The organism is Bradyrhizobium glycinis (assembly GCF_016031655.1).
GTDB classification, from domain to species: Bacteria; Pseudomonadota; Alphaproteobacteria; order Rhizobiales; family Xanthobacteraceae; genus Bradyrhizobium; species Bradyrhizobium glycinis.
The window spans coordinates 12,190-34,287 of the sequence record NZ_JACCHQ010000035.1; the positions used below are offsets into that span (position 1 = coordinate 12,190).

The 22,098-nt window shown below is 61.2% G+C and carries 31 protein-coding genes and 1 tRNA gene; 11 read left to right on the forward strand and 21 right to left on the reverse strand.

Annotation, left to right across the window (positions count from 1 at the left end):
• Positions 1 to 217: 217 nt before the first annotated feature.
• The 8 genes from HZZ16_RS32855 to HZZ16_RS32890 form a co-directional block, all read right to left on the reverse strand.
• On the reverse strand, positions 218 to 763 hold the full coding sequence (locus HZZ16_RS32855; protein ID WP_197954425.1) for a hypothetical protein: 546 nt from the start codon (positions 761 to 763) through the stop codon (positions 218 to 220).
• Positions 760 to 1,203, reverse strand: coding sequence for a hypothetical protein (locus tag HZZ16_RS32860; protein ID WP_197954426.1), 444 nt, complete (start codon positions 1,201 to 1,203; stop codon positions 760 to 762). The genes HZZ16_RS32855 and HZZ16_RS32860 overlap by 4 nt, the downstream gene beginning before the upstream one ends.
• Positions 1,204 to 1,324: 121 nt before the next feature.
• Positions 1,325 to 2,041 (reverse strand): hypothetical protein, encoded by a 717-nt coding sequence (locus HZZ16_RS32865; protein WP_197954427.1) that lies wholly within the window; start codon positions 2,039 to 2,041, stop codon positions 1,325 to 1,327.
• A gap of 299 nt (positions 2,042 to 2,340) precedes the next feature.
• A complete protein-coding gene (locus tag HZZ16_RS32870; RefSeq protein WP_246510600.1) occupies positions 2,341 to 3,801 on the reverse strand; it encodes a terminase large subunit domain-containing protein in 1,461 nt (486 codons plus the stop codon).
• Positions 3,713 to 4,060, reverse strand: a complete 348-nt coding sequence (locus HZZ16_RS32875; protein WP_197954428.1) for a hypothetical protein — start codon at positions 4,058 to 4,060, stop codon at positions 3,713 to 3,715. The genes HZZ16_RS32870 and HZZ16_RS32875 overlap by 89 nt, the downstream gene beginning before the upstream one ends.
• Positions 4,053 to 4,814 (reverse strand): hypothetical protein, encoded by a 762-nt coding sequence (locus HZZ16_RS32880; RefSeq protein ID WP_197954429.1) that lies wholly within the window; start codon positions 4,812 to 4,814, stop codon positions 4,053 to 4,055. The genes HZZ16_RS32875 and HZZ16_RS32880 overlap by 8 nt, the downstream gene beginning before the upstream one ends.
• 11 nt (positions 4,815 to 4,825) lie before the next feature.
• On the reverse strand, positions 4,826 to 5,839 hold the full coding sequence (locus HZZ16_RS32885; RefSeq protein ID WP_197954430.1) for a hypothetical protein: 1,014 nt from the start codon (positions 5,837 to 5,839) through the stop codon (positions 4,826 to 4,828).
• Positions 5,839 to 6,036 carry a hypothetical protein gene (locus tag HZZ16_RS32890; protein ID WP_197954432.1) on the reverse strand — a complete coding sequence of 66 codons (198 nt, stop codon included), beginning with the start codon at positions 6,034 to 6,036 and terminating at the stop codon, positions 5,839 to 5,841. The genes HZZ16_RS32885 and HZZ16_RS32890 overlap by 1 nt, the downstream gene beginning before the upstream one ends.
• Before the next feature lie 206 nt (positions 6,037 to 6,242).
• Between HZZ16_RS32890 and HZZ16_RS32895 the strand changes: the two genes are divergently transcribed.
• The gene (locus HZZ16_RS32895; protein WP_197954433.1) at positions 6,243 to 6,473 is read left to right on the forward strand and encodes a hypothetical protein; all 231 of its coding nucleotides are present in this window, start codon (positions 6,243 to 6,245) and stop codon (positions 6,471 to 6,473) included.
• Between the two features lie 4 nt (positions 6,474 to 6,477).
• On the opposite strand, the gene HZZ16_RS32900 is transcribed toward HZZ16_RS32895, so the two are convergent.
• The 8 genes from HZZ16_RS32900 to HZZ16_RS32935 all read right to left on the reverse strand — a co-directional run bounded on the left by HZZ16_RS32900 (position 6,478) and on the right by HZZ16_RS32935 (position 9,912).
• Complete coding sequence (locus HZZ16_RS32900) at positions 6,478 to 6,729, reverse strand: hypothetical protein (RefSeq protein WP_197954435.1); 252 nt, start codon at positions 6,727 to 6,729, stop codon at positions 6,478 to 6,480.
• On the reverse strand, positions 6,726 to 6,923 hold the full coding sequence (locus tag HZZ16_RS32905; RefSeq protein ID WP_197954437.1) for a hypothetical protein: 198 nt from the start codon (positions 6,921 to 6,923) through the stop codon (positions 6,726 to 6,728). Before HZZ16_RS32905 ends, HZZ16_RS32900 begins: the two co-directional genes overlap by 4 nt.
• 504 nt (positions 6,924 to 7,427) lie before the next feature.
• Positions 7,428 to 8,483 (reverse strand): helicase RepA family protein, encoded by a 1,056-nt coding sequence (locus tag HZZ16_RS32910; RefSeq protein ID WP_210342706.1) that lies wholly within the window; start codon positions 8,481 to 8,483, stop codon positions 7,428 to 7,430.
• On the reverse strand, positions 8,480 to 8,704 hold the full coding sequence (locus tag HZZ16_RS32915) for a hypothetical protein (RefSeq protein WP_197954441.1): 225 nt from the start codon (positions 8,702 to 8,704) through the stop codon (positions 8,480 to 8,482). The genes HZZ16_RS32910 and HZZ16_RS32915 overlap by 4 nt, the downstream gene beginning before the upstream one ends.
• Positions 8,697 to 9,023 (reverse strand): putative PDDEXK endonuclease, encoded by a 327-nt coding sequence (locus HZZ16_RS32920; protein WP_197954452.1) that lies wholly within the window; start codon positions 9,021 to 9,023, stop codon positions 8,697 to 8,699. Before HZZ16_RS32920 ends, HZZ16_RS32915 begins: the two co-directional genes overlap by 8 nt.
• Positions 9,023 to 9,334: a TSCPD domain-containing protein gene (locus tag HZZ16_RS32925; protein ID WP_197954454.1), complete on the reverse strand. Its 312-nt coding sequence runs from the start codon at positions 9,332 to 9,334 to the stop codon at positions 9,023 to 9,025. The genes HZZ16_RS32920 and HZZ16_RS32925 overlap by 1 nt, the downstream gene beginning before the upstream one ends.
• Complete coding sequence (locus tag HZZ16_RS32930) at positions 9,331 to 9,516, reverse strand: hypothetical protein (RefSeq protein ID WP_197954456.1); 186 nt, start codon at positions 9,514 to 9,516, stop codon at positions 9,331 to 9,333. The genes HZZ16_RS32925 and HZZ16_RS32930 overlap by 4 nt, the downstream gene beginning before the upstream one ends.
• A 207-nt stretch (positions 9,517 to 9,723) precedes the next feature.
• Positions 9,724 to 9,912 carry a helix-turn-helix domain-containing protein gene (locus tag HZZ16_RS32935; protein ID WP_197954458.1) on the reverse strand — a complete coding sequence of 63 codons (189 nt, stop codon included), beginning with the start codon at positions 9,910 to 9,912 and terminating at the stop codon, positions 9,724 to 9,726.
• A gap of 157 nt (positions 9,913 to 10,069) precedes the next feature.
• Between HZZ16_RS32935 and HZZ16_RS32940 the strand changes: the two genes are divergently transcribed.
• The 3 genes from HZZ16_RS32940 (at position 10,070) to HZZ16_RS32950 (ending at position 11,645) form a co-directional block, all read left to right on the forward strand.
• Entirely contained in the window at positions 10,070 to 10,324 is a 255-nt protein-coding gene (locus tag HZZ16_RS32940; protein WP_197954460.1) for a hypothetical protein, read from the forward strand.
• A complete protein-coding gene (locus HZZ16_RS32945) occupies positions 10,321 to 11,487 on the forward strand; it encodes a tyrosine-type recombinase/integrase (protein ID WP_197954462.1) in 1,167 nt (388 codons plus the stop codon). The genes HZZ16_RS32940 and HZZ16_RS32945 overlap by 4 nt, the downstream gene beginning before the upstream one ends.
• Before the next feature lie 68 nt (positions 11,488 to 11,555).
• Positions 11,556 to 11,645, forward strand: a tRNA-Ser gene (locus tag HZZ16_RS32950).
• A 654-nt stretch (positions 11,646 to 12,299) separates the two neighbouring features.
• Here the strand turns inward: HZZ16_RS32950 and HZZ16_RS32955 are convergent.
• Positions 12,300 to 12,545, reverse strand: a complete 246-nt coding sequence (locus tag HZZ16_RS32955) for a hypothetical protein (protein ID WP_197954464.1) — start codon at positions 12,543 to 12,545, stop codon at positions 12,300 to 12,302.
• 438 nt (positions 12,546 to 12,983) lie between these two features.
• Positions 12,984 to 13,592, reverse strand: coding sequence for a sll1863 family stress response protein (locus tag HZZ16_RS32960; RefSeq protein ID WP_197954465.1), 609 nt, complete (start codon positions 13,590 to 13,592; stop codon positions 12,984 to 12,986).
• Positions 13,593 to 13,993: 401 nt separating this feature from the next.
• Between HZZ16_RS32960 and HZZ16_RS32965 the strand changes: the two genes are divergently transcribed.
• From HZZ16_RS32965 to HZZ16_RS32985, 5 genes are all read left to right on the forward strand, one after another.
• Positions 13,994 to 14,290, forward strand: coding sequence for a hypothetical protein (locus HZZ16_RS32965; protein WP_197954467.1), 297 nt, complete (start codon positions 13,994 to 13,996; stop codon positions 14,288 to 14,290).
• A 192-nt stretch (positions 14,291 to 14,482) separates the two neighbouring features.
• Positions 14,483 to 16,516 (forward strand): VTT domain-containing protein, encoded by a 2,034-nt coding sequence (locus tag HZZ16_RS32970; protein WP_197954471.1) that lies wholly within the window; start codon positions 14,483 to 14,485, stop codon positions 16,514 to 16,516.
• Positions 16,516 to 17,190, forward strand: coding sequence for an endonuclease/exonuclease/phosphatase family protein (locus tag HZZ16_RS32975; RefSeq protein WP_197954477.1), 675 nt, complete (start codon positions 16,516 to 16,518; stop codon positions 17,188 to 17,190). Before HZZ16_RS32970 ends, HZZ16_RS32975 begins: the two co-directional genes overlap by 1 nt.
• A 171-nt stretch (positions 17,191 to 17,361) precedes the next feature.
• Positions 17,362 to 17,553, forward strand: a complete 192-nt coding sequence (locus HZZ16_RS32980; RefSeq protein WP_035999201.1) for a hypothetical protein — start codon at positions 17,362 to 17,364, stop codon at positions 17,551 to 17,553.
• 222 nt (positions 17,554 to 17,775) lie between these two features.
• The gene (locus HZZ16_RS32985; RefSeq protein ID WP_197954478.1) at positions 17,776 to 18,096 is read left to right on the forward strand and encodes a DUF1476 domain-containing protein; all 321 of its coding nucleotides are present in this window, start codon (positions 17,776 to 17,778) and stop codon (positions 18,094 to 18,096) included.
• Between the two features lie 19 nt (positions 18,097 to 18,115).
• On the opposite strand, the gene HZZ16_RS32990 is transcribed toward HZZ16_RS32985, so the two are convergent.
• The gene (locus tag HZZ16_RS32990) at positions 18,116 to 18,691 is read right to left on the reverse strand and encodes a TIGR00645 family protein (RefSeq protein WP_197954480.1); all 576 of its coding nucleotides are present in this window, start codon (positions 18,689 to 18,691) and stop codon (positions 18,116 to 18,118) included.
• A gap of 156 nt (positions 18,692 to 18,847) precedes the next feature.
• Between HZZ16_RS32990 and HZZ16_RS32995 the strand changes: the two genes are divergently transcribed.
• A complete protein-coding gene (locus tag HZZ16_RS32995) occupies positions 18,848 to 19,138 on the forward strand; it encodes a hypothetical protein (protein ID WP_197954482.1) in 291 nt (96 codons plus the stop codon).
• A 33-nt stretch (positions 19,139 to 19,171) separates the two neighbouring features.
• Here HZZ16_RS32995 and HZZ16_RS38040 read toward each other — a convergent pair whose 3' ends face one another.
• Positions 19,172 to 19,300 carry a hypothetical protein gene (locus HZZ16_RS38040; RefSeq protein WP_283815893.1) on the reverse strand — a complete coding sequence of 43 codons (129 nt, stop codon included), beginning with the start codon at positions 19,298 to 19,300 and terminating at the stop codon, positions 19,172 to 19,174.
• Between the two features lie 792 nt (positions 19,301 to 20,092).
• Between HZZ16_RS38040 and HZZ16_RS33000 the strand changes: the two genes are divergently transcribed.
• Complete coding sequence (locus tag HZZ16_RS33000) at positions 20,093 to 21,019, forward strand: septal ring lytic transglycosylase RlpA family protein (RefSeq protein ID WP_197954484.1); 927 nt, start codon at positions 20,093 to 20,095, stop codon at positions 21,017 to 21,019.
• Here HZZ16_RS33000 and HZZ16_RS33005 read toward each other — a convergent pair.
• On the reverse strand, positions 21,016 to 21,969 hold the full coding sequence (locus HZZ16_RS33005; protein WP_197954486.1) for an alpha/beta fold hydrolase: 954 nt from the start codon (positions 21,967 to 21,969) through the stop codon (positions 21,016 to 21,018). The genes HZZ16_RS33000 and HZZ16_RS33005 overlap by 4 nt on opposite strands.
• Positions 21,970 to 22,098: the final 129 nt, after the last annotated feature.

Genomic DNA, 22,098 nt, shown 5'->3' on the forward strand with positions numbered 1-22,098 from the left:
GGGTGGACAAGTACCGGGAGCGCAAAGCCAGCGATCAAGCGAAGCTTCCGACGGCTCGCATGCGTTGGAATCCGAATATTGATAGTCAGGGATGGTACACGCTGAAGGTCGGATTTCGAGATCTGACCAAGGCGGTGGTTTTTACAAAAGCCGAGCTGTTGTCGCCTCGCAATGGTGTGATTGCAGACCCCACAAAACCCGGCTCTGAAGGGGCTAATTATGCGACAGCTAGAAACGTCCCCTTCCCATTTAGGCATTCATCGCCAAAGCGCTTGAATGGATGCTCATTGTCCGCAGCATCGCAATCGCAGGTGTGAGGGATCGCGGGCCCAAAAGCCTCCGCTATAGCAATTCGAGCGTTCGCCTTCGCTCTATTGCGCGCGCTCTTTCCTTCGACCGTGATCTTTAAAGCAAAGTCCAGGTGAGACTCTTGCCCATGTTCGACCGTGTTTGTGATAGTCAGAATGTAATCAGGTCCATTGAGCGGGATGGCGCCGTATCTGGCGTTTCTAAAACCGCAATAATATCGACGAGACTTCGCGGTCTGATTCTGGATGGCGGCGATGCCACAGCCAATTTGATGTACCTGCTCGGTTTCCGGCACCAATCGCCTAAGTACGCCGGACTCATGTCCGCAGCCATCTTCGCCAGAGTTTTCAAAGCGCCAGAGCAACTCGTCGAGATGAACTTGATCTTCAGAAAAGAAGCGCGGAAAGATAATGCACCGCGCGATGCTATCATCTTCTTCAAGAGTAACGGTCATTTTAAAGCCGGTGTGTATCCCAACAATTTGAACTCATGTATATTGATAGAGTCCTTCGCCGTCAGCAACTGGCGATTGTCGCGAACAACATAGCCGACTTCACCGTCCGTTATCGTGATGGCACATCGCTTCATGCCTTCCGCCCAGAGCATGATGATGGCTTCATGGTCTTGGGTCGCAATCTTAGGAGGAGGTAGCTGAGCTTTCTCAATCTGATTTAGGACCGCGATTGCTGTTTGTACGGCGCCGCGCTCGACGGCTTCCTCTTTATCCGCCTTTGCCAAAGCACCTAAGCGTTTTTCGATCTCGTCATATCGCTGCTTAACACTTGCTAAGGCGCTCGCGGCCGGGCCTTCATCTATCGCAGGCGACGATCGGCCGTAGACTCGCCTATAGATCAGAGGTTCATAGGTTTCGTTCGGACTTACCTTCTGAAGCATCGAGAGATGCACAGCGCTGTCCGCTTTGTATCGAACTACGAGATTTGTAGCCGAAAGCGGCTCTGCCTTTTTTGCCGGCGGTGTAACCTCGATCGAATTAGGCTGGGACGAGTGCGTAAATCTAAGCATCGGAACCACTCGTTGGATTTTCAAGGCGCGCGGCAGCTCGCTCAGCGAGGCGCGTAAAAACGTGTGCCACATCGACGTTCTGAAGCGACTGGTTCGGCACAGTATTGACGTCCACTTTGTGAGAGAGCCGCTGATCAGTTCTCACGGCAAAGGGAGTTGCACCAGTTGTATCAAATTGCACTAGCTGCAAGTTGGCTACTGACCAGGTTGACAATTGATTCACTTGAAAAGTCGACGAACCATCCTCTGTTGCCTGAATATTGTATTGAATCATTGGATCAATCGAGTTTTTCGGGAATTTTGCTCCCGTCTGCGCCTCGATCATATCCGTTGCAGATCCCTCGAGCGGGAGAAGCTGATTCAAAACGAAAGCTCCCCGGGTCAGCGGGCATTGCTCCTGTATCAGCGCGGCTCCCTTGGTGAGCTCGGCTAGAATCGCTACTGGATTGTCGAGAAAAGGTTGATCCCCTACCGCATCAGGCGGCACATTGACCGTTAGGTCTATTCGACCGATCTGGCTGCTAATCGTGACCTGTCCTTGCGGTGTGGCGCCGCCCGCAATGGTCTGCTTTCCAGGACTGTTTGGAATCCGCCGGAATTCATCCGGGCCAGGCTCTCCATAAATCAACGCCCAAACCTTCCCAGCGTCCAGCGGGTCCGGTCTAGGAACTGTGAAGTACGCCATTTGTATATGATCGATGAATTTCACTGTGATTTTCCGGTTGCCAAATAGTAAATGGCGCGACCAGGCCAGATCAAGAGACGGCAGGCCACAATGGAACTCTATCTTAATAAGCTGAAGACAATGTAAGGGCGCTCTGGATTGCTGTGACGGATCGGGAGCTTGCCAATGCTATCACCCAGCCTCTGATCCGCGCAACTGGAACAAGCATCTGAAAGAGTGTCACAACTTAGACATTAGGTGACATGCAAGGTTTTGCGCTGCCGCCTCGGACGAAAACAGAGATAGGCGGATGCTCTCACAAGTCCAGTTCAGGGCCATGGGAATTACCCACTCATCCAGGCGCCGCTGTCGTGCCCGCCGCCCCAGAAGAACCCCCGCCGGCGCCGCGGCTTGTCCCGCCGATAGATCTGCTCTGCGAAGCGCAGCATCATCATCCCGTAGCGGGTCGCTGAAAGCAGGTCGTCCCCCAGCTTCACCACCTTGCCATCCTTGCGGTGGTACAGCCGGAATTCCTCGAACCAATCGAGCAGGGTGCTGAGCACCTTGAGCTTGCCCGTCTCCATCCGGGTTAGCATGTCCATCAGCCCGGCCTCGACGCTCACTGAGCCGTCCTCAAACTGCGCATGCAGGGCCAGCATGTTGAGCTGCTGGGCCCGGTACTGTTCGGCCAGCGCCACGCCGGCCCCCTCCAGTGTCTCCCGGCGGCCGTCCCGAGGCCAGGCCCAGGGCAGGGGGCCCCAGGACCGGATAGCGGCCGCGTGCATGACCGGAGTGGCTTCCCGCAGCCGGTGGGCCTTAATCACGTAGACAATGTCCTGATCGGCATCCCAGGCCAGCTCCACCGCGGCAAAAGGATGGTCCCAGCCGAAGTCCATGCCGCCGATGCGATGCCAGTGGGTAGGGATCTCGAACGGAGCCACCGTGATCGATTCCTCAGTGACCGGGAAGATGCGGCCAGAGCCCAGGATCGGAATGCCCTTGGTGCGCGCGTCCCGCTCATGGGCCGGGTAGCTGGCGACGATCTTTTTCCGCTGCTCGGGGGTGTAGTGCTCGGCTTCCTCGATCGTCATGGACGTATCGTGACGGTCGGGCGACTTCTCGAGCAGGAAGCGTCGCACGACTTCCGACATGCCGAGCAGGGGCGTGAACGTAAGCCAGACCGGGCCGGCGGTGACGTTGGTGCGTGTCAGTCCTTCCGAATAAATGTCCTCTGGCGGCTCCTCATCGAACCAAAGCCAGTGCAGGCTCTCGCCCTGCCACTTCTCACGGCCCTGAACGTAGGACTTCAAGCCGATAGAGCTGTGACCTGCCTGGACGTCACCACCGCCGCCCCAACGAACAATGATGCTGCCGACCAAGTCAGGCACGCCGGCGCCCGGCACCGTCTCGACGATGGCATCCTTCGGAATTGAGCCGGTGCCATGCTGGCCCACGCGACCGAGCAAGATGCGCTGCGGGTTGTCGCGTAGCGTCTCGCCGGTGGGGCTACCCACCCAGGCATAGGTGGGCTCGTTGAAGACCTTACCTTTCCAATCGTCAGGATAGCGGCCGGTCGCGTGCATGGCCGCTTCAAATCCGCCGGCGATCGTCTTGCCGACTTGGTTGGCCGCACGAAACAGCCGCTCGCGATACACCAGGCCAGCTTCATGGAAGGATCGCTGCTTGGGGTAAGGCCGATAATATTTCAGCCGGTTTTCAGTTGAGCGTCGCTTTTGCTCCGCCGTCAGCTCCGCTTCCAATTTGCTCAGCTTTGAGGCGTCGAATCTCGGCGAGGTATTCTGCAATTTCTTCGTCTCCCATCGCGTCGAGGCGGCCATCCTCAAGGATGAATTCCTTCGGCAGCACGGCTGTGATGATCTTCAGGTAGTCCTTCGGACTTTCCTTGAAGACGATGTCGATCGCGGCTTTGCCGAATTCGGTGAAGTGCTCCTGAAGCGCGACGACAAAATCCGCATGCAACCGGTTGCGCGCGCCCTTGCGCCGGCCGCCGTTGCCTTTGTTGCCGGGCAGAAACTGGCCCGTCTTCTCATCCTGCTCAGCCATCAGCGCCTTCGTTGCCTTGGTTTCCATTGCTGAACGGATGAAGCACAGTGTCATGCTCGACGTAACCGTTTGGATGATGCCCAACGACCTCACCGCGATCAAGATCAGCCAACATGTCGAGGTCAGTGATACCGTCGTCGTCGGTTGCCTTTTCCCAGTTCGATCGGTCATCGCGCTTCAGCGAGAACGGCTCAACCTTGCGGCCGTCAGGCTTCGTTCCGCTGCCATATCTCTCGTTCAGATAACGCTCAAGCTCGCTGCCGAGATCGCGGCTGTCTCCATACCGATCCCCGAACGCCTCGAGTGCAGCCCCTTCGTGGTCTTCGTCGGCGATCAGCTTATCCAACCGCTCGCTGCGCCCGACGTGCTCCCGAGAAAGTTGCGCGTAGGTCTTGCTGTCGATCTTGCCTTCAAGCCATTTCTGCTCGAGCGCGTCTGCCTTGACCTTTCGTTCGATAGCCTTTCGTTGCTCAAGAACGTCGTGGGAGTCGCGGCGGTCATCGTATCCGCGCGCCAGCTTCTCGAGTTCCTCAAGCGAACCATCCTTCATCATTTCCGAGAACTGCTCGACCGGAAGTTCGTCAAGCATCTGGTGCCACAAATGAGCTTCATACTCACGAAACTCCCTTTTTGTGAGCTTGCCGGCGGCAACCATTTCGCTGGCGAAAGCGATGGCGATATTCGCGCCGCGCAGTTGATCGGCAAATTCGCTCTTCGCGAACGAATGACGACGAAGAAGCTCGTGGCTGGGCATGCCCATACTCCCTAAAGCTTGATGAAGGTTGTCGCGAGGATGGTTGGCTGCACGGTTCGCACGGGCGAGGACGTTCCGCCTTGTGGGGAAGTGGTAACGGACCATCCGTTAATTGCCAGATTGGTAGAAGATCCTGGGCCGCTGGCGCCGATCGACTTTACCACCGTGGTGCTGCCTGCACCCTGAACGCCATCGGTTGTATTCCAGATCGTAACGGTACCGGTGTTAAGTGACACAGAGGGAGTGTACGGCGGAAGGTTCGCAGTCAAGAGCGTGCTGCTCTCGTTGCCGCCGGCCGAGCCAAGGGTCGTCGGGTTGAGACCAAAATACGATGCGGACAATCGCCCGGCGGCGCTGTTGCCCATGTCGTCGAGGCTTGCGACGACACGACCGCGACAGTCCGGCAACGTCAAAGTTTTGTTCGCCGCCCAGTCTGCATTGGAAGATGCGCCGCGACCGCCCGAAACCGACAAATTCGCATCGGCGCTCCAGAGATATTGAAACAGCGCCTGCGTGTCCGCGTTCGCTCGCTCCGTTGCCCCCGAGCTTGCAGAGCCGATCGTGCGACCATTGCAGCGGACCCAGCCGGCGAGCGTGCCCGTGCCATAAAACTGCATAAAGGCGCCGGTTTGGAAGATGGTAGTGGGATCAACCGTACCGCCACCGCCGCCACCGCCTGACGGTCCGACGATCAGCAAACTATCCTGAACGAGCTTCTGATTGCCGTTCTTGTCAGTGAGACGGATCTTGATCGTGCCATCAGCGCAGAAGACCTGCGGCACGCGGCCTGCGGCATCCAGCGTCAGCGGGTTGGGCCACGCTTGCGTCAACGCGGTGTCCTGGTAGCAGTTCTGAGGCTGCGCCGTGGTGCCGGCCTGGATGAAGTAGAGCTTCCCGCCGGCGAGAGGCCTTGCAAGCTCGTCCAGTTGCTGGGTCATGCTGATGCCGGGGATGGTGCCCGCGGCAAAGGCGCCCGTAGACGCGATTAGGGAGGCGCAGAGCGCGCCAATCAGGCGGCTGGTCATCACGCAACCCCCGCGGTCGAGGCACGCGGGGAGGGGATCACACCTTCACGGCGCAGCCGCTCCACGACGGTGTCACGGAGGAAGTTCGATCGCGTGGTGAAGCTTGCAGCCGCCGAGCGGTCGATGACCTCAAGTAGCTCGGGCGAGCACTTGAAGATGGCTTTTTCGGTGAAGCGGTCGGGTGTTTGATCGGACATCTTGGTTCGCACCATGAAGTGATTTGGTGCGACTAGCTTACGCCTTATGGGAATCCGAACGAAGAAAAATATGCAATCGCGTCAAATACTTGAGAGTACCAAGAAGGACGAAACAGCACGGAGAAGCACGGGCAGGCAAAATAAATGTGGATCGGCAAGTCCCGCGGGCGCTATCACCCGGCGGGACTCTAATGGGGTGGACCCTAATGACCGGCAACCTCGATCCACAAGATCAGATCAAGCTCGACACATGGTATCACCTCACAACGCTGCTCGATGACTACCATCTGCTGGCATTCGACCCGATCTATCAGCGTGACCAGGAACGGCGTGAGGAGAAAAGGCGGGCAGTCATGGCAAGCCGAGATAGGCTCGTCGCTCGATGGCAGGCCGCGCTTGGGCCGAAATGGCGCGACGCGCTACTGCAGCAGGATTGATATTTCACAATTCAGACGTCTCCGGCCGGATCATACAGACGATCGGCGGTGGCAGATCACCGAGGCGGCGGCGGCACTCCTCACGTGAGAAGTCAAACCGCATGCCATCCTGCCAGCCTTGATCGGGTTGCTGGCCGTACTTCAGCCGATATTCGACGCCATTCACCACGGGCGGGAAGACCTCTCTCTTAGGCTGCTCTTGGCCCTGGACGGCCCCGGTGATGACGAGCAGGCAGACTGCAACAGCGGCCCTCATGGCAGCACCTGGAAGCCTTGCCGTTCGATCTGATCGGCATCGAACCCGGGTGGGTAGGGCTCGGAAGCATCATCCATCCGCCGAACAGCCTGCCACTCGGCACCCAGCTTGCCGAGATTCGGCAGATTGGAGCCGTCGAGCTTGCCCGTGATCGCCGTTCGCTTGCCGTCAGTGAAAACGTACCTAAGAGCCATTTTTGCTCCTCCTCGCTGCTGAGCCGAATTGCCAAACCGGTGCTTGTCCGCCGCTAAGCTATTGAGTGGACTCAAAATCTGTCTTGTCGCCTGATGCGCTTGCTACCGCATTGCTACCAAAGGCCCTGAAAACGACGCCTCCGGGCCGATCTCGCCGGACACGCTGAGCCATTCGAGCAGCTGCTCGCACGATCGCCGTTCGATGCCGCTTCAGCGGCTTTCCTTCCAAGCGAGGATAACACCAGGCGGCCAGCTGTGACGTCGTCAGCTCGGCATCAGGCAAAGCCATGAACGCGCGCCAGACACGTCTCTGGATTTGACCAGCACCGTGCAAGGACACAACCGGCAACTTCTCGCCGCTTTGGCTGGCCGCTGGTGGCCTACCTTTTGCCATTCCCGATCCCTTGCAATTGAATGTTCGGATTGTTCGGACGTGTTCGGTTCGTGTTCGTGTTCGGATGTTCGTTCGGTTCGGGGGTTCTATAGAACCCCGAAACCCGAACATTACGAACATGCGTTCCATCGATCCATGTACTCCCGGGCGAGACCCTTGGCTTTCAGTCCAGCTCTGGCGTCCGTGAGGTCGGCACGGCGCCTCTCTCCGATGCCGGCTTCTCTGGCCTTGGCGTTCCAGTCCTCTGTCATCAGACCGCCTTTGCCGGCTTCCTGAAGCAGCAAGAGCATGGTGCGCTGGTTGGGTGTGAGCTTTGGCTGGCGGGCTTGGCTGGCCTGTACCTCGTCCGTGGGCTCCACGATGTTCACGGTGATAGGGTCTCCGTCCTCGTCCAAGCCGAACTCATGTACTTTCGACTTGAAGGAAAACAGGGGGCCTTCCGGGGCATCGTTGGCCTTGCTGATGGCTGCGGTCTTAATTTCCTCACCGCTGATCGTCACCAGCATATCAACGTCGCCCACGATGGCGCTGCTGCCTCTGGGGCCGCGGTCCGCTTCCTTGCCGGTATGTCCGACCAGCGCGACGTGAGGGCCGCCCGTGACGTTCTTGATGCGCTGCAGGTTCGCGAAGATGGCGCCTTGGTCCTTGGCCTGGTTTTCGTCTCCACCGCCGGCCGCAATGAGCTTGGCCCATGTATCGAAGATGATCACGCCGGCGCCTGAGGCGTTATCGTAGTCGGGCCCATAAAACTCCGCCTCAACGTCCGCAATGGTGTCTAGAACCTTACGGACCGAGTCCGGCCGGACCAGATCAACAACCGCGGGAACGACAGCGATCGGCAGCCTCTCGAGGCCCTTGGCTTTTGCGATCGCAAGCAAGCGCCGCCGGACAAGGTCCGCTCGCTCCAGAGCGAAGTAAATCACTCCGGTCTGATGCTTATTGCGATGGCCGAACCAATCGGAGCCGCTGGCAATTGCGACAGCGGCGTCCGCGAGTAGGGCGGACTTCAGGCTTCCAGGGGGGCCAACCCAGGCCGACGTCTCATCATAGGCGAATATGCCTTTGATGATGTGCGACTTGCCGGCCTCTGTTGGGCAGCGGATGTTGCCAAACAACTCGAACCCGAACCCCTTCGGGCGTACCTGCGCAATGTCGGGGGTTCTCATTCGCACCTCATCAGCTCGGGATAGACGAGGTCGAGCGCGCCCATTTCCTCCAGCCGTGCGTCAACCTCCCGGCTCGAGAGATTGCCGTTCTTCAGATTGACGCCCAGGATTTTTGCCTCGCTCTCCAGCCATCGCGCACGGGTGCACATGAAGCGCAAGCCGGCAAGCTGGAGCTGCTTTCGAATCTCTGGATCCGAGACCATGAGGACGTGCCTATCCATGGCCACCTGCCTTTGCCGCGATCTCGGCAGCCAGCTTGAGCGGAATGACCACAAGAGGCTCTTTGCGGTCCGCCCTGACAATTAGCAGGTCGCGGGCTTCCAGCCATTTGTAAAGCTCGCGGAAGCCGTCCGCGCGGCACTTAACTTCGGCGACGCGATCGATGCCGATCACTGGCACCGTGACGTCGCCGAGATAGGAGCCACCGGCGGAGCCACTGAGCGGCACGCGCTCAGCGGCAAAGCCACGGTCCTGGAGGAATTTGACGATCGCGCGTTCGGCACGATTGCCCTTGTCCCTTGATTTGCGCCCGCCCCTCATCAGAGCACCTCCGGAGGGCAGATACGATCGATGGCGGCTCCGATCGGGGAGGATGCGATGCCAAACCGGTCGCGCTTGACGCTATGGGCGATCTGCCGAAGTGACACTCCATACTGTAAGGCGAGGCTTGCGATGATGGCAGCGTCCGACATCAAAACGTCCAGCATGGAGTCCGACCGATCGGCATTGAGGAATATCTCGCCAACCGTCCCGTCAGGCTTGTAGCCGACCGTGATGGTTACGCGGATCCCGTCGCGATCAAACAGTTCAGTTTCGTTTGGCCGGCGGTTGGGGAGGCGTTCGCGAGTCATGCAGCCCCCTTGGGATTAGAGGGCAAGAGCGAGGCAACAAAGCCTGCTGTTTTACTAGCCTCAATGAGGCGTGCCGCTTCGCGCAACTGCCGGGCAAGCTCTTCCTGCTCTCCGCGCGCATAGTGCACGAGAGCATGATCACGGATGCGCTCGATTTGCTGTTTTAGGGCTTTGACGTGCATTTACCGCGCCTCCCCGTGAATAAGAGGAACCACAATCGAGGCCATGGCGAAGCTGATCGCGCACCGCCGGGTCAGGGCGAGGGCTTGCCGGTCGTTCAGCTTGGGGCTATGTCTTGCATCGAGCCCGCCGCCAAGCAGCTCGATTTCCGAAGCCGGTTCACCGTGTCGCGCGGTGGCCGGCTTCGCCGCGTTTTGAGAAGCCATAAGCTATGCGGCCTCCGTCTTGCGCGGGTTATCGAGCATCTGCTCAAGGGCCTTCACGGGTACTTTCAGCAAGCGCCCGATTTTGATGGTCGGAATCTCTCCGCGCGCCGCCGCGGCATACGCAAGATCGCGGCCAATGCCCAATCGCTTACCCGCAGCCGGCACGCTGATCGTGAGGACGTTCTCGCTCATATCTGCTCCATTCGAGTGGGTACTGATTTGTACCCCCCGAAACTGGGCGACCCGCTGCTACCCTGCAAGAACTTTTTTGTACCTATGAGGCACTTTTTTGTTCCCTGATGCCCTGTCTTGTGCTAAGTCATCCTTATTCGTCCTGAAGGGGAGACCGATGGCTGAAAAAGAACAGGAGCATCTGCGGATCCGACTCGGCGCCAAGTTGCTCAAGAGGATAGACGCAGCCCGCGAGAAGAGCGGCCGCACTCGGACGGACGAGATCGAGGCACGGTTGCTCGAGTCCTTCACCCGTATGGAAATGCAGGAGGTGGCGCAAATCGCGGTCAGGGAAACGCTTGCGGAGCTGGAGCGCCGGAAAGTCAGCGATTTCTACGAAGTCCTTGGGGGCAAAAAGGGGAGCGACAAGTGAAGGGCTGCATCAAAGAGCGTTCCCCCGGCCATTGGGCCATTATCCTTGACCAACGCGATCCTGCGACCGGTAAGCGCAAGCGCAAATGGCATAGCTTCAAGGGCACCAAGCGAGCTGCTCAGCTCGAATGCGCTCGGCTTATCAGCGAAATGACGGAAGGGGCCTATGTCGAGCCTTCCAAGCTCACGCTGGCGCAGTTCTTTGACCGGTGGCTGAAGCACATCAAGCCGAACGTCTCGCCACGCACCCATGAACGGTATGAGCAGATTGCCACCAAGAACATCGCCCCGCTTCTCGGCGCCAAGATCCTGTCGAAGCTTCAGCCGATCGATATCAGCGAGGCTTACGGCAAGGCTCTAGAGAGCGGCCGGCGGGACGGGAAGGGCGGTTTGTCACCCCGGACGGTTCACCACATGCACCGTGTTCTATACTCCGCCCTTGGCCAGGCCGAACGCTGGCGGCTGATCTCCCGTAACCCGGCAGCGCTGCTCGAGAAGCGAGATCGTCCCAAGATCGAACGCAAGCCGGTCAGAACTATTGATGCGAACACTACTGCCGCCGCTTTCGATGCTGCTCGGGAGCGCCGCCTTTTCATTCCGCTGATCCTCGCAACGCTTTGCGGCCTTCGTCGCGGCGAGATCACGGCGCTGCGCTGGCGCTCGGTCGACCTGGACACCGGCCAGCTTGCCGTGGTTGCCAGCACTGAGCAAACGGACGCCGGCACCATTCGCGAGAAGGAAGCGAAGAGCGGCCGCGCGCGCACGATCGCCATGCCGGCGATGGCCGTCGAGGAACTGCGCCGGTGGCGCGTCGTGCAGGCGGAGGAATTGCTGCGCCTCGGTGTGCGCGGCGACGATGACCGCCATGTGGTCACCCAGGCGGATGGCTCGCCGCTTCAGCCTCGCAGCCTTACGCACGCCGTTTCCGAGTTCCTGAAAGAATGGCGCGTGACGCTGCACGGCCTCCGGCACAGCCACGCCAGCCACATGCTGGCCTCGAACATCCATCCCAAGATCGTGCAGGAGCGGCTTGGCCATTCTTCCATCGCGATCACGATGGACATCTACAGCCACCTGATGCCTAACATGCAGGGAGAGGCTGCCGCGGCGGTTGACGTCGCCATGCGCGCCGCCATAAACAAGCGCACCGACGACGTTGGGTAGCAAAGCGGTAGCAGAGTCCACGAAACGTTCTCTGCGAAGCGACGAAAAGCTAAACAATTTCAAGGCTTGGAAGGGTGGCCGAGTGGTTTAAGGCACCGGTCTTGAAAACCGGCGTGCCCGCAAGGGTACCGTGGGTTCGAATCCCACCCCTTCCGCCACCTGCAAGTCCGATAGTGTCCTAACCCGTCTTTCTGTGTCGAAGAAGTGCTTGAGACTAAAGCGCTTGTCCAACATCTCTGTTCGATGTTGTCCGACGCCGCACGACCTCATCCAAGCCTAAGCCGTGGGTTGGGACGTGGGTTTAGGCGGACACTTCACGGAGCAGGCGAATGGGAAATCTGACCAAAAACGATGTGAAGAACGCAAAGCCTGGCGACAAACTCGCCGACGGCGGCGAGATAATCGAGAAGTCCCGCCATGGGCGGCCGCGCTCCGTTCAAATCAATTGCAGAGAATGTAGGACAAGTGGCCGACACTCGCCACGGAATTTGTACGTAGGAATTTACGCTGATGGACGTTGCTGGAATTTATCTTTGATTTCCTGCTGGCAATCGAGCCATGAGGCAGAAGACGTTTCCGCCAGACCTACCGTTGAACGGTTAAACATCTTGCCAGGGTTCCGCCGTTACGCATGCGTTGCGCGCAACGATCAGGGCCTAGCGTTGCACCGTTGCGTTACGCCTCCGCCACCCTACACGGGCGGGCGTAACCGCAACGCGTAACGCCCTCACGCGCGCGTAGCTGTTTCGTTTGACGCCGGGTGGCGGGACAGTTTCCGCATCCTACGGCATGACGGCGTGAGCCATTGTCAGTTAGGCGACCGGCTTCAAGGTCATCCGCATCGCCATGCCGGGATGCCAATTACATCCCGGCGGCTTGTAGTCCGATGATTGCCCCGTCGCTCTGCCTTTCCAGTAAGCGGCCGAACATTCGGCCTTCCTCAGATCGGCGTTGAGCAGGATCGTTTGGGCGCCGAAGTAAATAGCTGCGGCGCACAAAGCCACAAGTCCAAAAAAATTAAGAAAACCACGCCAATCGGCGTCCTCGACCTTACCCATGATACTCCACTCGCAATACGAGCGGAAACTATCACCGCAACTCCGTCGTAGGCAACCCCAGGCAACCGGCGGACAGCGGCGTGTGAGCCAGGAGCATCATTGCAAGCTGCCTAGATTGGTCTCAGTCAGCATGCGGGCCCCGAGGTAATGCCGACGCAAGGCAGCCTCGATAATCCCGAACACCGCTTCCGGCATCTCGTCGGATGGCGCGATCTGCTCGATTAGGTCTACGGCCCACGCTGCATCGCGAATCTGATACTGGATGAGTGCTCGGCTTGGTCAGCCAAGTGCGGCGCTTCAGATCAGACGCTTATTGCAATTGTTCTGATTATTTTGGCGTTGGCCCGTAAGGGCAGGGGCGTGCACCACGCTCCGCGCGCGGCCGTTGCCGCACGCGTTCCGCCCCCGTCTCCTCGGGCATGCAACTGAAGCCCACCTTCAGCTCTTCGTATCACCGCCCTTCAGCGCGTCCCAGGCGGCCTTGTTGGCCTGGTCGAACGCTTTGCGGGATTCGGCGAGTGCGGCGCTCATCACCGACCAGGACTCGCTGCCGGCCTGCTTCAGCTTTTGCAGGCGTGCTTCGGCTTCGGAGGCCTCGGACTTCATCTGCTTGAGCGCGGCGTCGACGTCCACGGTGCGGGCTGCAACGACCTTGCCTGCGGCCTCGCGGAATTTCTCTGCGGCTTCGCCCCAGGCCTTGGCCTGTGCAGCGGCAAGATCCCTGAACGTGGCCTGTTGCTGCTCCAGCTGTTTGCCGGCGCTTTCGAAGTAGGTTTTCATCTGGGCTTCGAATGCGTTCCATTGCCGCTCCAACTCGGCCTTGGCGTCCGCCCACGCTGCTTCACCCTCGTTCGCCTTGGCCTTGAGCAGCGCCTGAAACTCGCCGCGGCGCTGCGTCAGGTCGGACAGGAGCTGATCGGTCTTCACCTTGGACTCGGCCTTGGCCTGGCCGGCCTTGACCGCGAACGAGGCCAACGCGGCGTCCATTTCGTCGATCCGCTCCTTGGCCCAGTTGAGATAGAAATGCATGCTGCTCTGCTGTGACATGGCGGTCTCGGTTGATTTGCGTGAGGTCAATTTTCCAGAGCTTCGGCTTGTTGGTATTGACCTGTCTCAATGAAGCTGTGGAGGGAGCGCAGCGCGCCCGAGCCGAGGGACGCACGAACCTGCGGCAGGAACACTATCCAATGTGGGAAATTGGCCCGACAGGACGCTTCAAAGCGGGCAACGCATGTTCTTCTTTTTCTCGAACCGGCTGGGCTGTCTCGGCTCGCTGGTGATCTCCGGCCTGGTCACGGTGGCGCTGCTCCTCCTGCTCGGAGTAGTTCGGTTCTGATCATCAGCGCCTGGGATCTAATCCGTCATCTCCGCTGTCGCGATGGTGCTCCCTCAGGAACTTGGCTCCAGCTCGCCAGTTGTTCGCAGTCTCGACCACACGGAGAGCAGCCTTGGAAAGCACCATCATTGGAGAATTCGATACGCGCCGCGGCGCCGAGCTTGCGGTTGAGCATGTCGTGCAGGAATGCGGCGTGCCGCGAGGCGACGTCTTCGTCCAGCCTGCCGGCGCTGCGAACACGGTGGGAACACGCGCGGCAGGTCCTGACGTCAAGACAGCGCCCACTCCGGAGGGGCGGCAGAAGCTGGAAGGTCTGATCGAGGTGTCCGTCGATTTTCACGGCGATGCCCCTGAGAAAATTGCGGATGTTTTGAGGAGCGCCGGCGCGAAGACCGTCCGCACCAAATGACGAATTGTGCGATGGGCCCAGTCAGCGCCGGACGTCCGGCATTCGCATCGAACCGCAGCCGTTGACGGCGTGGAACCCCTTGAGCCTCCAGCGCGTTTAGACGCAAACGCGAATTGCGAGGTCCATCTGCTTCAGAGTTCATCGACACTGACTCCCGGCGACACCGTCTGGCGGCGGTGCAAGGCGCGGCGCGTGGCGGTTCTGAACGATGCCGCTGCCTATTTCGCAGCCCTGCGGGAGGCCCTGCTTCAGGCGCAGGATCTCGTCTACATCGTCGGATGGGATATTCATAGCAGGACGCGCCTGGTCGGAGCCTCCGGACATGCCGATGATGGCCTGCCTGAGGAGCTCGGTCCCTTCCTGCGCGCCCTGGTGCAGCGCCGGCCCGCCTTGCGCATCAACATCCTCGTCTGGGACTTCGTCTCGTTTTACGCTTCCGAGAGGGAGTGGAATTCCGCGGCGAAGTTCACCGCCGACACCGATGGCCGCGTCCGGTTTCATCTGGACGCCACGCTTCCGTTCGGTTCGGCGCAACACCAGAAGGTCGTCTGTGTCGACGGATCACTGGCATTCGTCGGCGGCCTCGATCTGACGATCAGGCGCTGGGACACGAGTGACCATCGCGCCGACAATTCCATGCGCTGCGACCCTCAGCGCAAGCCGTATCCGCCGTTTCACGACGTTCAGTGCCTGGTCGACGGCGAGGCCGCGGAGCAGCTGTTCGCCCTCGCGGAGCAACGCTGGCGTGCGGCTGGCCAACCGGCCGATGAACGGCGCGCACTGAGGAACGGTCGCTGGCCGGCGAACGTGCCTGTCGAGGCCGAGCACTTGCCGGTCGGGATCGCCAGGACCGAGGTGGTCTGTCCTGCAGGCTCGACCATCAAGGAGGTCGAACGCTCTTTCATTGCGGCGATCCGGTCGGCAACGAGCTTCGTGTACATCGAAAATCAATTCACCAGCGCGACCAGGATGGCGCAAGAATTGGCGGAGCAGATGCGCCGCGTGCCGTCGCTTCGGGTTCTGGTCGTCGCTCCGAAACTGCATTCCTCGTGGCTTGAATCCCAGGCCATGCAGAACGGACGTGGCGCCTTCATCGACTGCTTCAGCACGGCTGGCGTGGCCGATCGCATCCGCTTCGTCTATCCGGTCTCCCGCAGCGGGACCAAGGAAGCCGCCGTGATGGTGCACAGCAAGCTCATGGTCGTCGATGACCGGATCTTGCGGATCGGCTCGGCCAATTTGAACAATCGTTCCATGGGCGCCGACAGCGAATGCGACCTCATCTTCGAAGCTGAATCCGAGCAGCATCGGGATTTCATCGCTTCGGTCCGCCGTCGCCTCATCGCTCATTTCTGCGGTCTCGACGAGCAGGCCGTCACGCAAAACGAGCATCGGCTGTTTGCCATGCTGGACCAGATGTCGAAAAAGGGTGGGGCGAAGACGCTGCGAAAAGTGGAGTCCTCGGTTCTGACCAGCACGCTGGCCACCCTGGTTCAGCCGGTGGCGGACCCTGAACTGCCCCTTCATCTGGAGCGCGCGGCGTCGCGCATGTGGAGCACGAAGACGATCATGGGGATCGCCTCGATCGCGCTGGCGCTTCTTGGACTGGCGCTGGCCTGGACGTACACGTCCCTGAGCGATTACGCCGATGCGGGCCGGATCTCCTCGTTCCTGTCTGCCTATTCGCAGTCCGTCTGGGGACCGCCATTCGCGATTGCGGCCTTTGTCGTCGGCGGGCTGGTCATCTTTCCGGTTCTCGTGCTCATTGCTGCGACTGCCGCCGCCCTTGGGCCATGGCTGGGTTTCGTCACCGCAATGGCGGGCGTCTCGCTGAGCGCGCTCCTCCTTTTTGCGATCGGACGGTTCCTGGGCCGAGAGCGCCTTCAGCGCTTGCTGGGACGCCGTGCCGCGCGCATCCAGGAACGCGTTGTCGGTAAGGGAATCCTGGCCGTCGTCGTCATCCGGATGATTCCGATCGCCCCATTCTCGCTGGTGAACGTCGTGGCCGGTGCGAGCACGCTGCCGCTCCGTGACTTCCTGGTCGGAACGCTGCTGGGCATGATGCCCGGTATTCTCGCCATGGCCGTTCTTGGCGCCCAGATCGCAGATCTGGCCAGGAATGCGTCCTGGAGCAACGTATTGCTGCTCACGCTGGCATTTCTGGGCTGGCTGGGCGTCTGTGCGGGCGCTCAATTCCTCGCGACGTGGCTCGCCGGGAGGCGCTGATGGTGCCGATGCGCTTCATGACGTGGAATGTGCACGGCACGTTCAATCTCAATCCGACGTTCGATCTGGAGGGTGTTTGCTCCATCATTCGCAAATGGTCACCGGACGTCGTCGCGCTTCAGGAGGTGGATTCCCGATCGCGGTCGGACGATCCGTTCGCGAAGCTGGCGCGTGTCGTCGGCGATCATCGCATTCATGCCAAGTCGATCGTCACGGAGGACGGTGACTACGGCCAGATGCTCATGAGCCGCTTTCCGTTCTCCAGCGTGCCCGAGATCGTCGACGTCTCGTATCGGGAGCGGGAGCCGCGCAGGGCGATCGCGACGGGATTGCTGACGCCTTTCGGCGACGTCCGCGTGGTCGCCACTCATCTCGGCCTCAGCATCCACGAGCGTTATGCGCAGGCTCAGGCCGTGGTGAGCCTGGTGAAGCCGGAAAGGACCGTCGTTCTCGGCGATTTCAATGACTGGTTCTGGGTGAAATCGGTGCGGCGCGTGCTCGCGCAGGTCTGCCCGAACCGGACGCGGCTGCGGACCTTTCCGGCGTATCTGCCTTTGCTTCGGCTCGACCGCATCTATGCAACGCGGGACAGCCGGCTCGACAAGGTCTGGACCGACCAAGGGGCGAGAGCCTATTCGGACCATTTGCCCGTGATTGCGGACATCACGATCTGATGGCTCCGGCGCGCGGAGCGCGGGCGGGCTCTGACGCCATTGAGAAAAGCGTTTTGGTATAGGGACTTAGCTACTGTGCATGGGGTTGTTTTCGCAGAACTTCATGCCCCCGGCCAACGCTCTCGAGCGGGACCATGCGGAACTTTTTCCTCACGGCCACGTTCATTCGGCATGACTGAAGACCTTTCCTTCCGACGCAAACCCCTGACTCCCGAACAGCGCCACGCGCGCGATGCGGCTCGCCGGATCGAGGCCGAGAAGGCCATGCGCGACCACGAAGCGGCGCAGAAGGCGTTCTATGCCAACAAGGAACGGCTGAAGGCCGAGCGGCTGGCGCGCGAAGCGGCGGCGGCGAAGGGCTGAGCGAACGCGCTTCGCCGCTCAATCTCCAAAATCGCATCTGCTGGCGGCCTGCATTTGATCGTCGGCCGCCAATGCCGCTTGGGTGTCCGCTTCCCACCGGTAGGCTTGACGGCGCTCGGCTTCCGGGAGGAAGCTTCTGATGATCCAAAACTGACGTGAACCACGGAGACGTTCGTTCCCAGCAAGTCCGATCCTCATCAGCGACGCAGAATGGAGCTGACCATGACCACGTTCGACAAGCGCGAGCAGGGCTTTGAAGCCAAATTCGCCCACGACGAGGAATTCATGTTCAAGGCCACCGCGCGGTCCAACAAGCTGCTCGGGCTGTGGGCCGCAGGCCAGCTCGGGCTCAGTGGCGATGCCGCGGCAAGCTACGCAACGGCGCTGGTGACGGACCATCTGGAGAGCCGGACGATGGACGATGTGGTCGGCAAGGTCTCGGGCGATCTCGCAGGCAAGGGGATCGCGCGCGAGCAGGTCGCCGCCAGGCTCCAGGAATGTCTGCACCAGGCGCTGGCGCAGCTCGAAGCGGACCAGCAATGACACCTGCCGCAGCGCGTCATTAGGCGCGCTTGCGCATCCCGGACTCGCTGATCTTGTCGACATAGGCGATGCCGAGCGCCGACACGATGAAGGTGATGTGGATCAGCACCTGCCACATTACGCCGGTCTCGGTGAAGCCGGCGCGGTTCGAGCCCAAATTGCCGGCCTCGATGAAGGTGCGCAGCAGCGCGATCGAGGAGATGCCAATAATGGCCATGGCGAGCTTGATCTTCAGGACGCTGGCATTGACGTGGCCGAGCCATTCCGGCTCGTCGGGATGGCCCTGGAGGTCGAGCCGAGATACGAACGTCTCGTAGCCGCCGACGATCACCATCACGAGCAGATTGGAGATCATCACGACGTCGATCAGCGCCAGCACGCTCATCATGATCTGCTGCTCGGTGAGGTCGAGGGCGTGCCAGGAGAGGTGCCACAGCTCTTTCAGGAACAGCGCAATGTAGACGCACTGCGCCACGATCAGTCCGAGATAGAGCGGCAGCTGCAGCCAGCGCGAGCCGAAGATGATCATCGGCAGCGGGCCGAGCTGCGGCGAGGGCGGGCGGGGACCGGTTCTTGTCTCAGGCTCAACCGACATTCGGGCAGCACCCTCGCATCGCGACGATCTCGCCGTCATGTACCCCGACAAGATGGCTGGCGGAAGATGCGCCGCGCGCCTGCCGCCTTCCGCGGGCTATGCCGTTTCGTGCTACCGTGCCAGCCGCCGGAGACGGCGGCGAGCGGGAGGTCGGGCATGTCTCGGAGCGGCTTTGGCAAGTGGTTCGGCGCAATCGTGTGCGCCGGCGCCACGGTGGTCACTGCAGGTGGCGCCGAGGTCTCGGCGACGCCGCTGACGCCGTTTCGCTACGAGGCGCAGGCCCAGCGCCATTGCCCGCGCGACAAGGTCGTCTGGCTCGACTTCGGGAAGGGCGTCTATTATCGCAAGGGGCAGAAGCGCTACGGCCAGGGCTTCGACGGCAGCTTCGTCTGCCAGAACGAGGCCCGCGGCAGCTTCTATCGCCGCTCGCTGTTGGGCCTGCGCTGAGCGGCGGGTTTCGGCGGCTGGCGGACGCGCCGGCTATTTCCGTGGCGGCAGCCTGACCGGCACATGCGGGGAGGTGCTGATGACCCGGGGGCTTCCATCCGGATAGGTGCGGTCGCCGCGGATCAGGGATTCCAGGACCAGGAAGAACTTCTCGGCAAGCATTTGCGTCACCCTCGTTGGTGATGGCCTCTTGCAATTGGTCGAGGCGCCGAACGCAATAATTCAATCAACTGAATGGGAGCGGGGACAGCTGCGCCTGCTGCGCCGCAATGGAGAGAACCGTATTGGATAGCAGGACGTGCGGTTCAGCCAAACGCCAGGGCGACGAGACTCGAGCAGAGCAGCACCAAGCCGCCGGCGGTCAAGGCCAGGAAGCTATCCGATACGAGGTCATGATTACGCATGGGACACCTGCCGCTCTCGTGTTCGATGCGCGACCGGATCGACCAAGACCGTCCGAACGCGCCGCTTTGAAAGAGGTGATGCTTGCCGTCCGCGCGAGTGCCTTCAGGCCCTCGTGCGGTAACCCTCGAACGCATGGGCCAGGAAGATCCCCGCGCTTACCAGACCCATCAGTGCCGAAACCGTCTCGATCATCGTTAAATTCCAATTCCCGCCCTCGCATCCGAGAGAACGCGTGCGGCCTTGCACAGTCAAAAGAATTTCGGAGAGCGTTGCGACAATGGGGGTGGAGTGAGGATTTGGCGCAACAGAATGTCCTGCACTGGCACAGTGCAGGCGCCATCGGCCCGTACAACAACGGAAAAATGCGAACGTCCCGTTTACCATCCCGGCGTGATCGTCGCGGGCTCCCCATTTCCGCCGCGTTCGGGTTGCGTTATCGTTACTGTGTTCGATGCGGTGGTGGGCCGCCTCGGATGAGATGACCGGACAGCGCTCCCCCGTAGCCAAAGCGGGTTGGGTACGCCTCCGGCGAAGTGGTATTTGGGGCGCATGGGGATCCGTCGGTCAGATTCGGTTTTGCGGGCCGCGCGCGGTGTTGCGGCGGTCGCGACCTGCCTTGCGCTCGCCAATTGCGCCTCCTCGAACAAGTTCGCCAGCCGCGTCGATCCGAAATACGGCGTGTCCTCGAGCCCGCGCGTGGTGGCCTGGGGCGACCCGGTCCCAAAGGGTGGCGGCACCTACCGCGTCGGCAAGCCCTATGTCGTGGCGGGCAGGACCTACGTGCCGGAGGAGGACGTCAACTACCGCGCTGAGGGCATGGCGTCCTGGTACGGCGATGATTTCCACGGCCGCCTGACGGCCAACGGCGAGGTGTTCGACATGACCTCGCTAACCGCCGCGCATCCGACGCTGCCGATGCCGTCCTACGCACGGGTCACCAACATTTCGAACGGCAAGTCGCTGATCGTCCGCGTCAATGACCGCGGGCCCTACCACGGCAACCGCCTCATTGATGTCTCGAACAAGGCTGCCGAACTCCTTGAATTCAAAGGCAATGGCGTCGCCAAGGTCCGGGTCGAATATGTCGGCCGGGCGCCGCTCGAAGGCTCCGACGACCGTCAGCTTCTGGCGACCCTGCGGACCGGCGTCCCGGCGCCGTCGCCCTCGATGGTCCGGGTCGCCTCGGCCAAGCCGTTCGTGCCGGAGCTGCCGTCCTCCACCCGCGGCGCCATTCGCGGCGAGGTCCCGATGCCGGAGGGGCGGCCGTACAATCTCGGCAGCACCTCGGCCGACATGGCTTCGCTCAACGCCACCTCGGAAATGTCGGCCTCCAGCCGCAGCCGGGGGCGGGCCCTCCAGAACGCCCGCGCGGTGTCCTATGACGAGGACGGCCGCTACGCCGCCGACAGCGCGGCCGCATCGACCGATGGCGCCGCCGAGGCCCGCAGCATCCTGAGCGGCCGCGGTCTCTACTAGCCCGCGCTCTCCTTCAGGAAAGCCAGCAACGCCGCGTTCACCTCGTCGGGCCGCTCCTGCTGCACCCAATGGCCGGCGCCCTCGATGATCAGCTTGCGCTTCAGATTGGGCAGCACGCGCTCGAGCTCGTTGACACGCTTGGCGCCGATCAGGCCGGTGATGACGGCATCCTTGGAGCCGGCGATGAACAGCGAGGGTTGATGGATCTGCGCGTCCTGCCAGGGCGCCGTCAGCTCCCAATTGCGGTCGATGTTCCGGTACCAGTTCAGCCCGCCGCGAAAGCCGGACTTGCGGAAGGCCTCGGTGAAATAGGCCAGGTCTGCCTCGCTGAGCCAGGCAGGCAGCGGCTCGTCGGCGCCCGCATGGCCGAGAAAGCCCTTGCCCTCCTGCACGAACATGGCCGCGGTGGGATCGGCGAGGCCGCGCCCGCCAAGGACGATGCGCATGGTGCGCGCGACGTCGCGCTCGAGCTCGGCCTCGGCGACGCCCGGCGTCTGGAAATACTGCCAGTAGAAATTGGTGACACCGCCCTGGCGCAGCAGGTCGAGCGGCCTGCCGCGGCCGCGGAACGGCGGCGGCACGCTGAGGCCCGCGACCGCCGTGAAGATGTCGGGCCGGAACAGCGCCGCGTGCCAGGCGACCGGCGCACCCCAATCGTGGCCGACCACCATCGCCTTGGTCTCACCGAGCGCCTGGACGAGGCCGACCACGTCGCCGACCGTGTCGAAGATCGAGTAGGCGTTCACATCGAGCGGGGCCGCGCTCTGACCATAGCCGCGCATGTCGGGAGCGACGACGTGAAACCCGGCTTCGGCGAGCGCCGGGATCTGGTGGCGCCAGGAATAGGACAGTTCCGGCCAGCCATGGCACAGCACCACCAGCGGTCCCTGGCCGGCTTCGCGGACGAACAGCTCGACCCCGTTGGCCTTGATCGTGCGGGTTGAGGGCATTCGCTTTTCCGCCTTGTTTCAGAGGTTTGGTCGAAAAACATGAGGCGCCACGATAGGGGCGCGGCGAGAATCGTGCAATCTCAGCGACAAGCGTCCAACCGCGTGTTGTTCGCATCTGTTCCAGCTGTT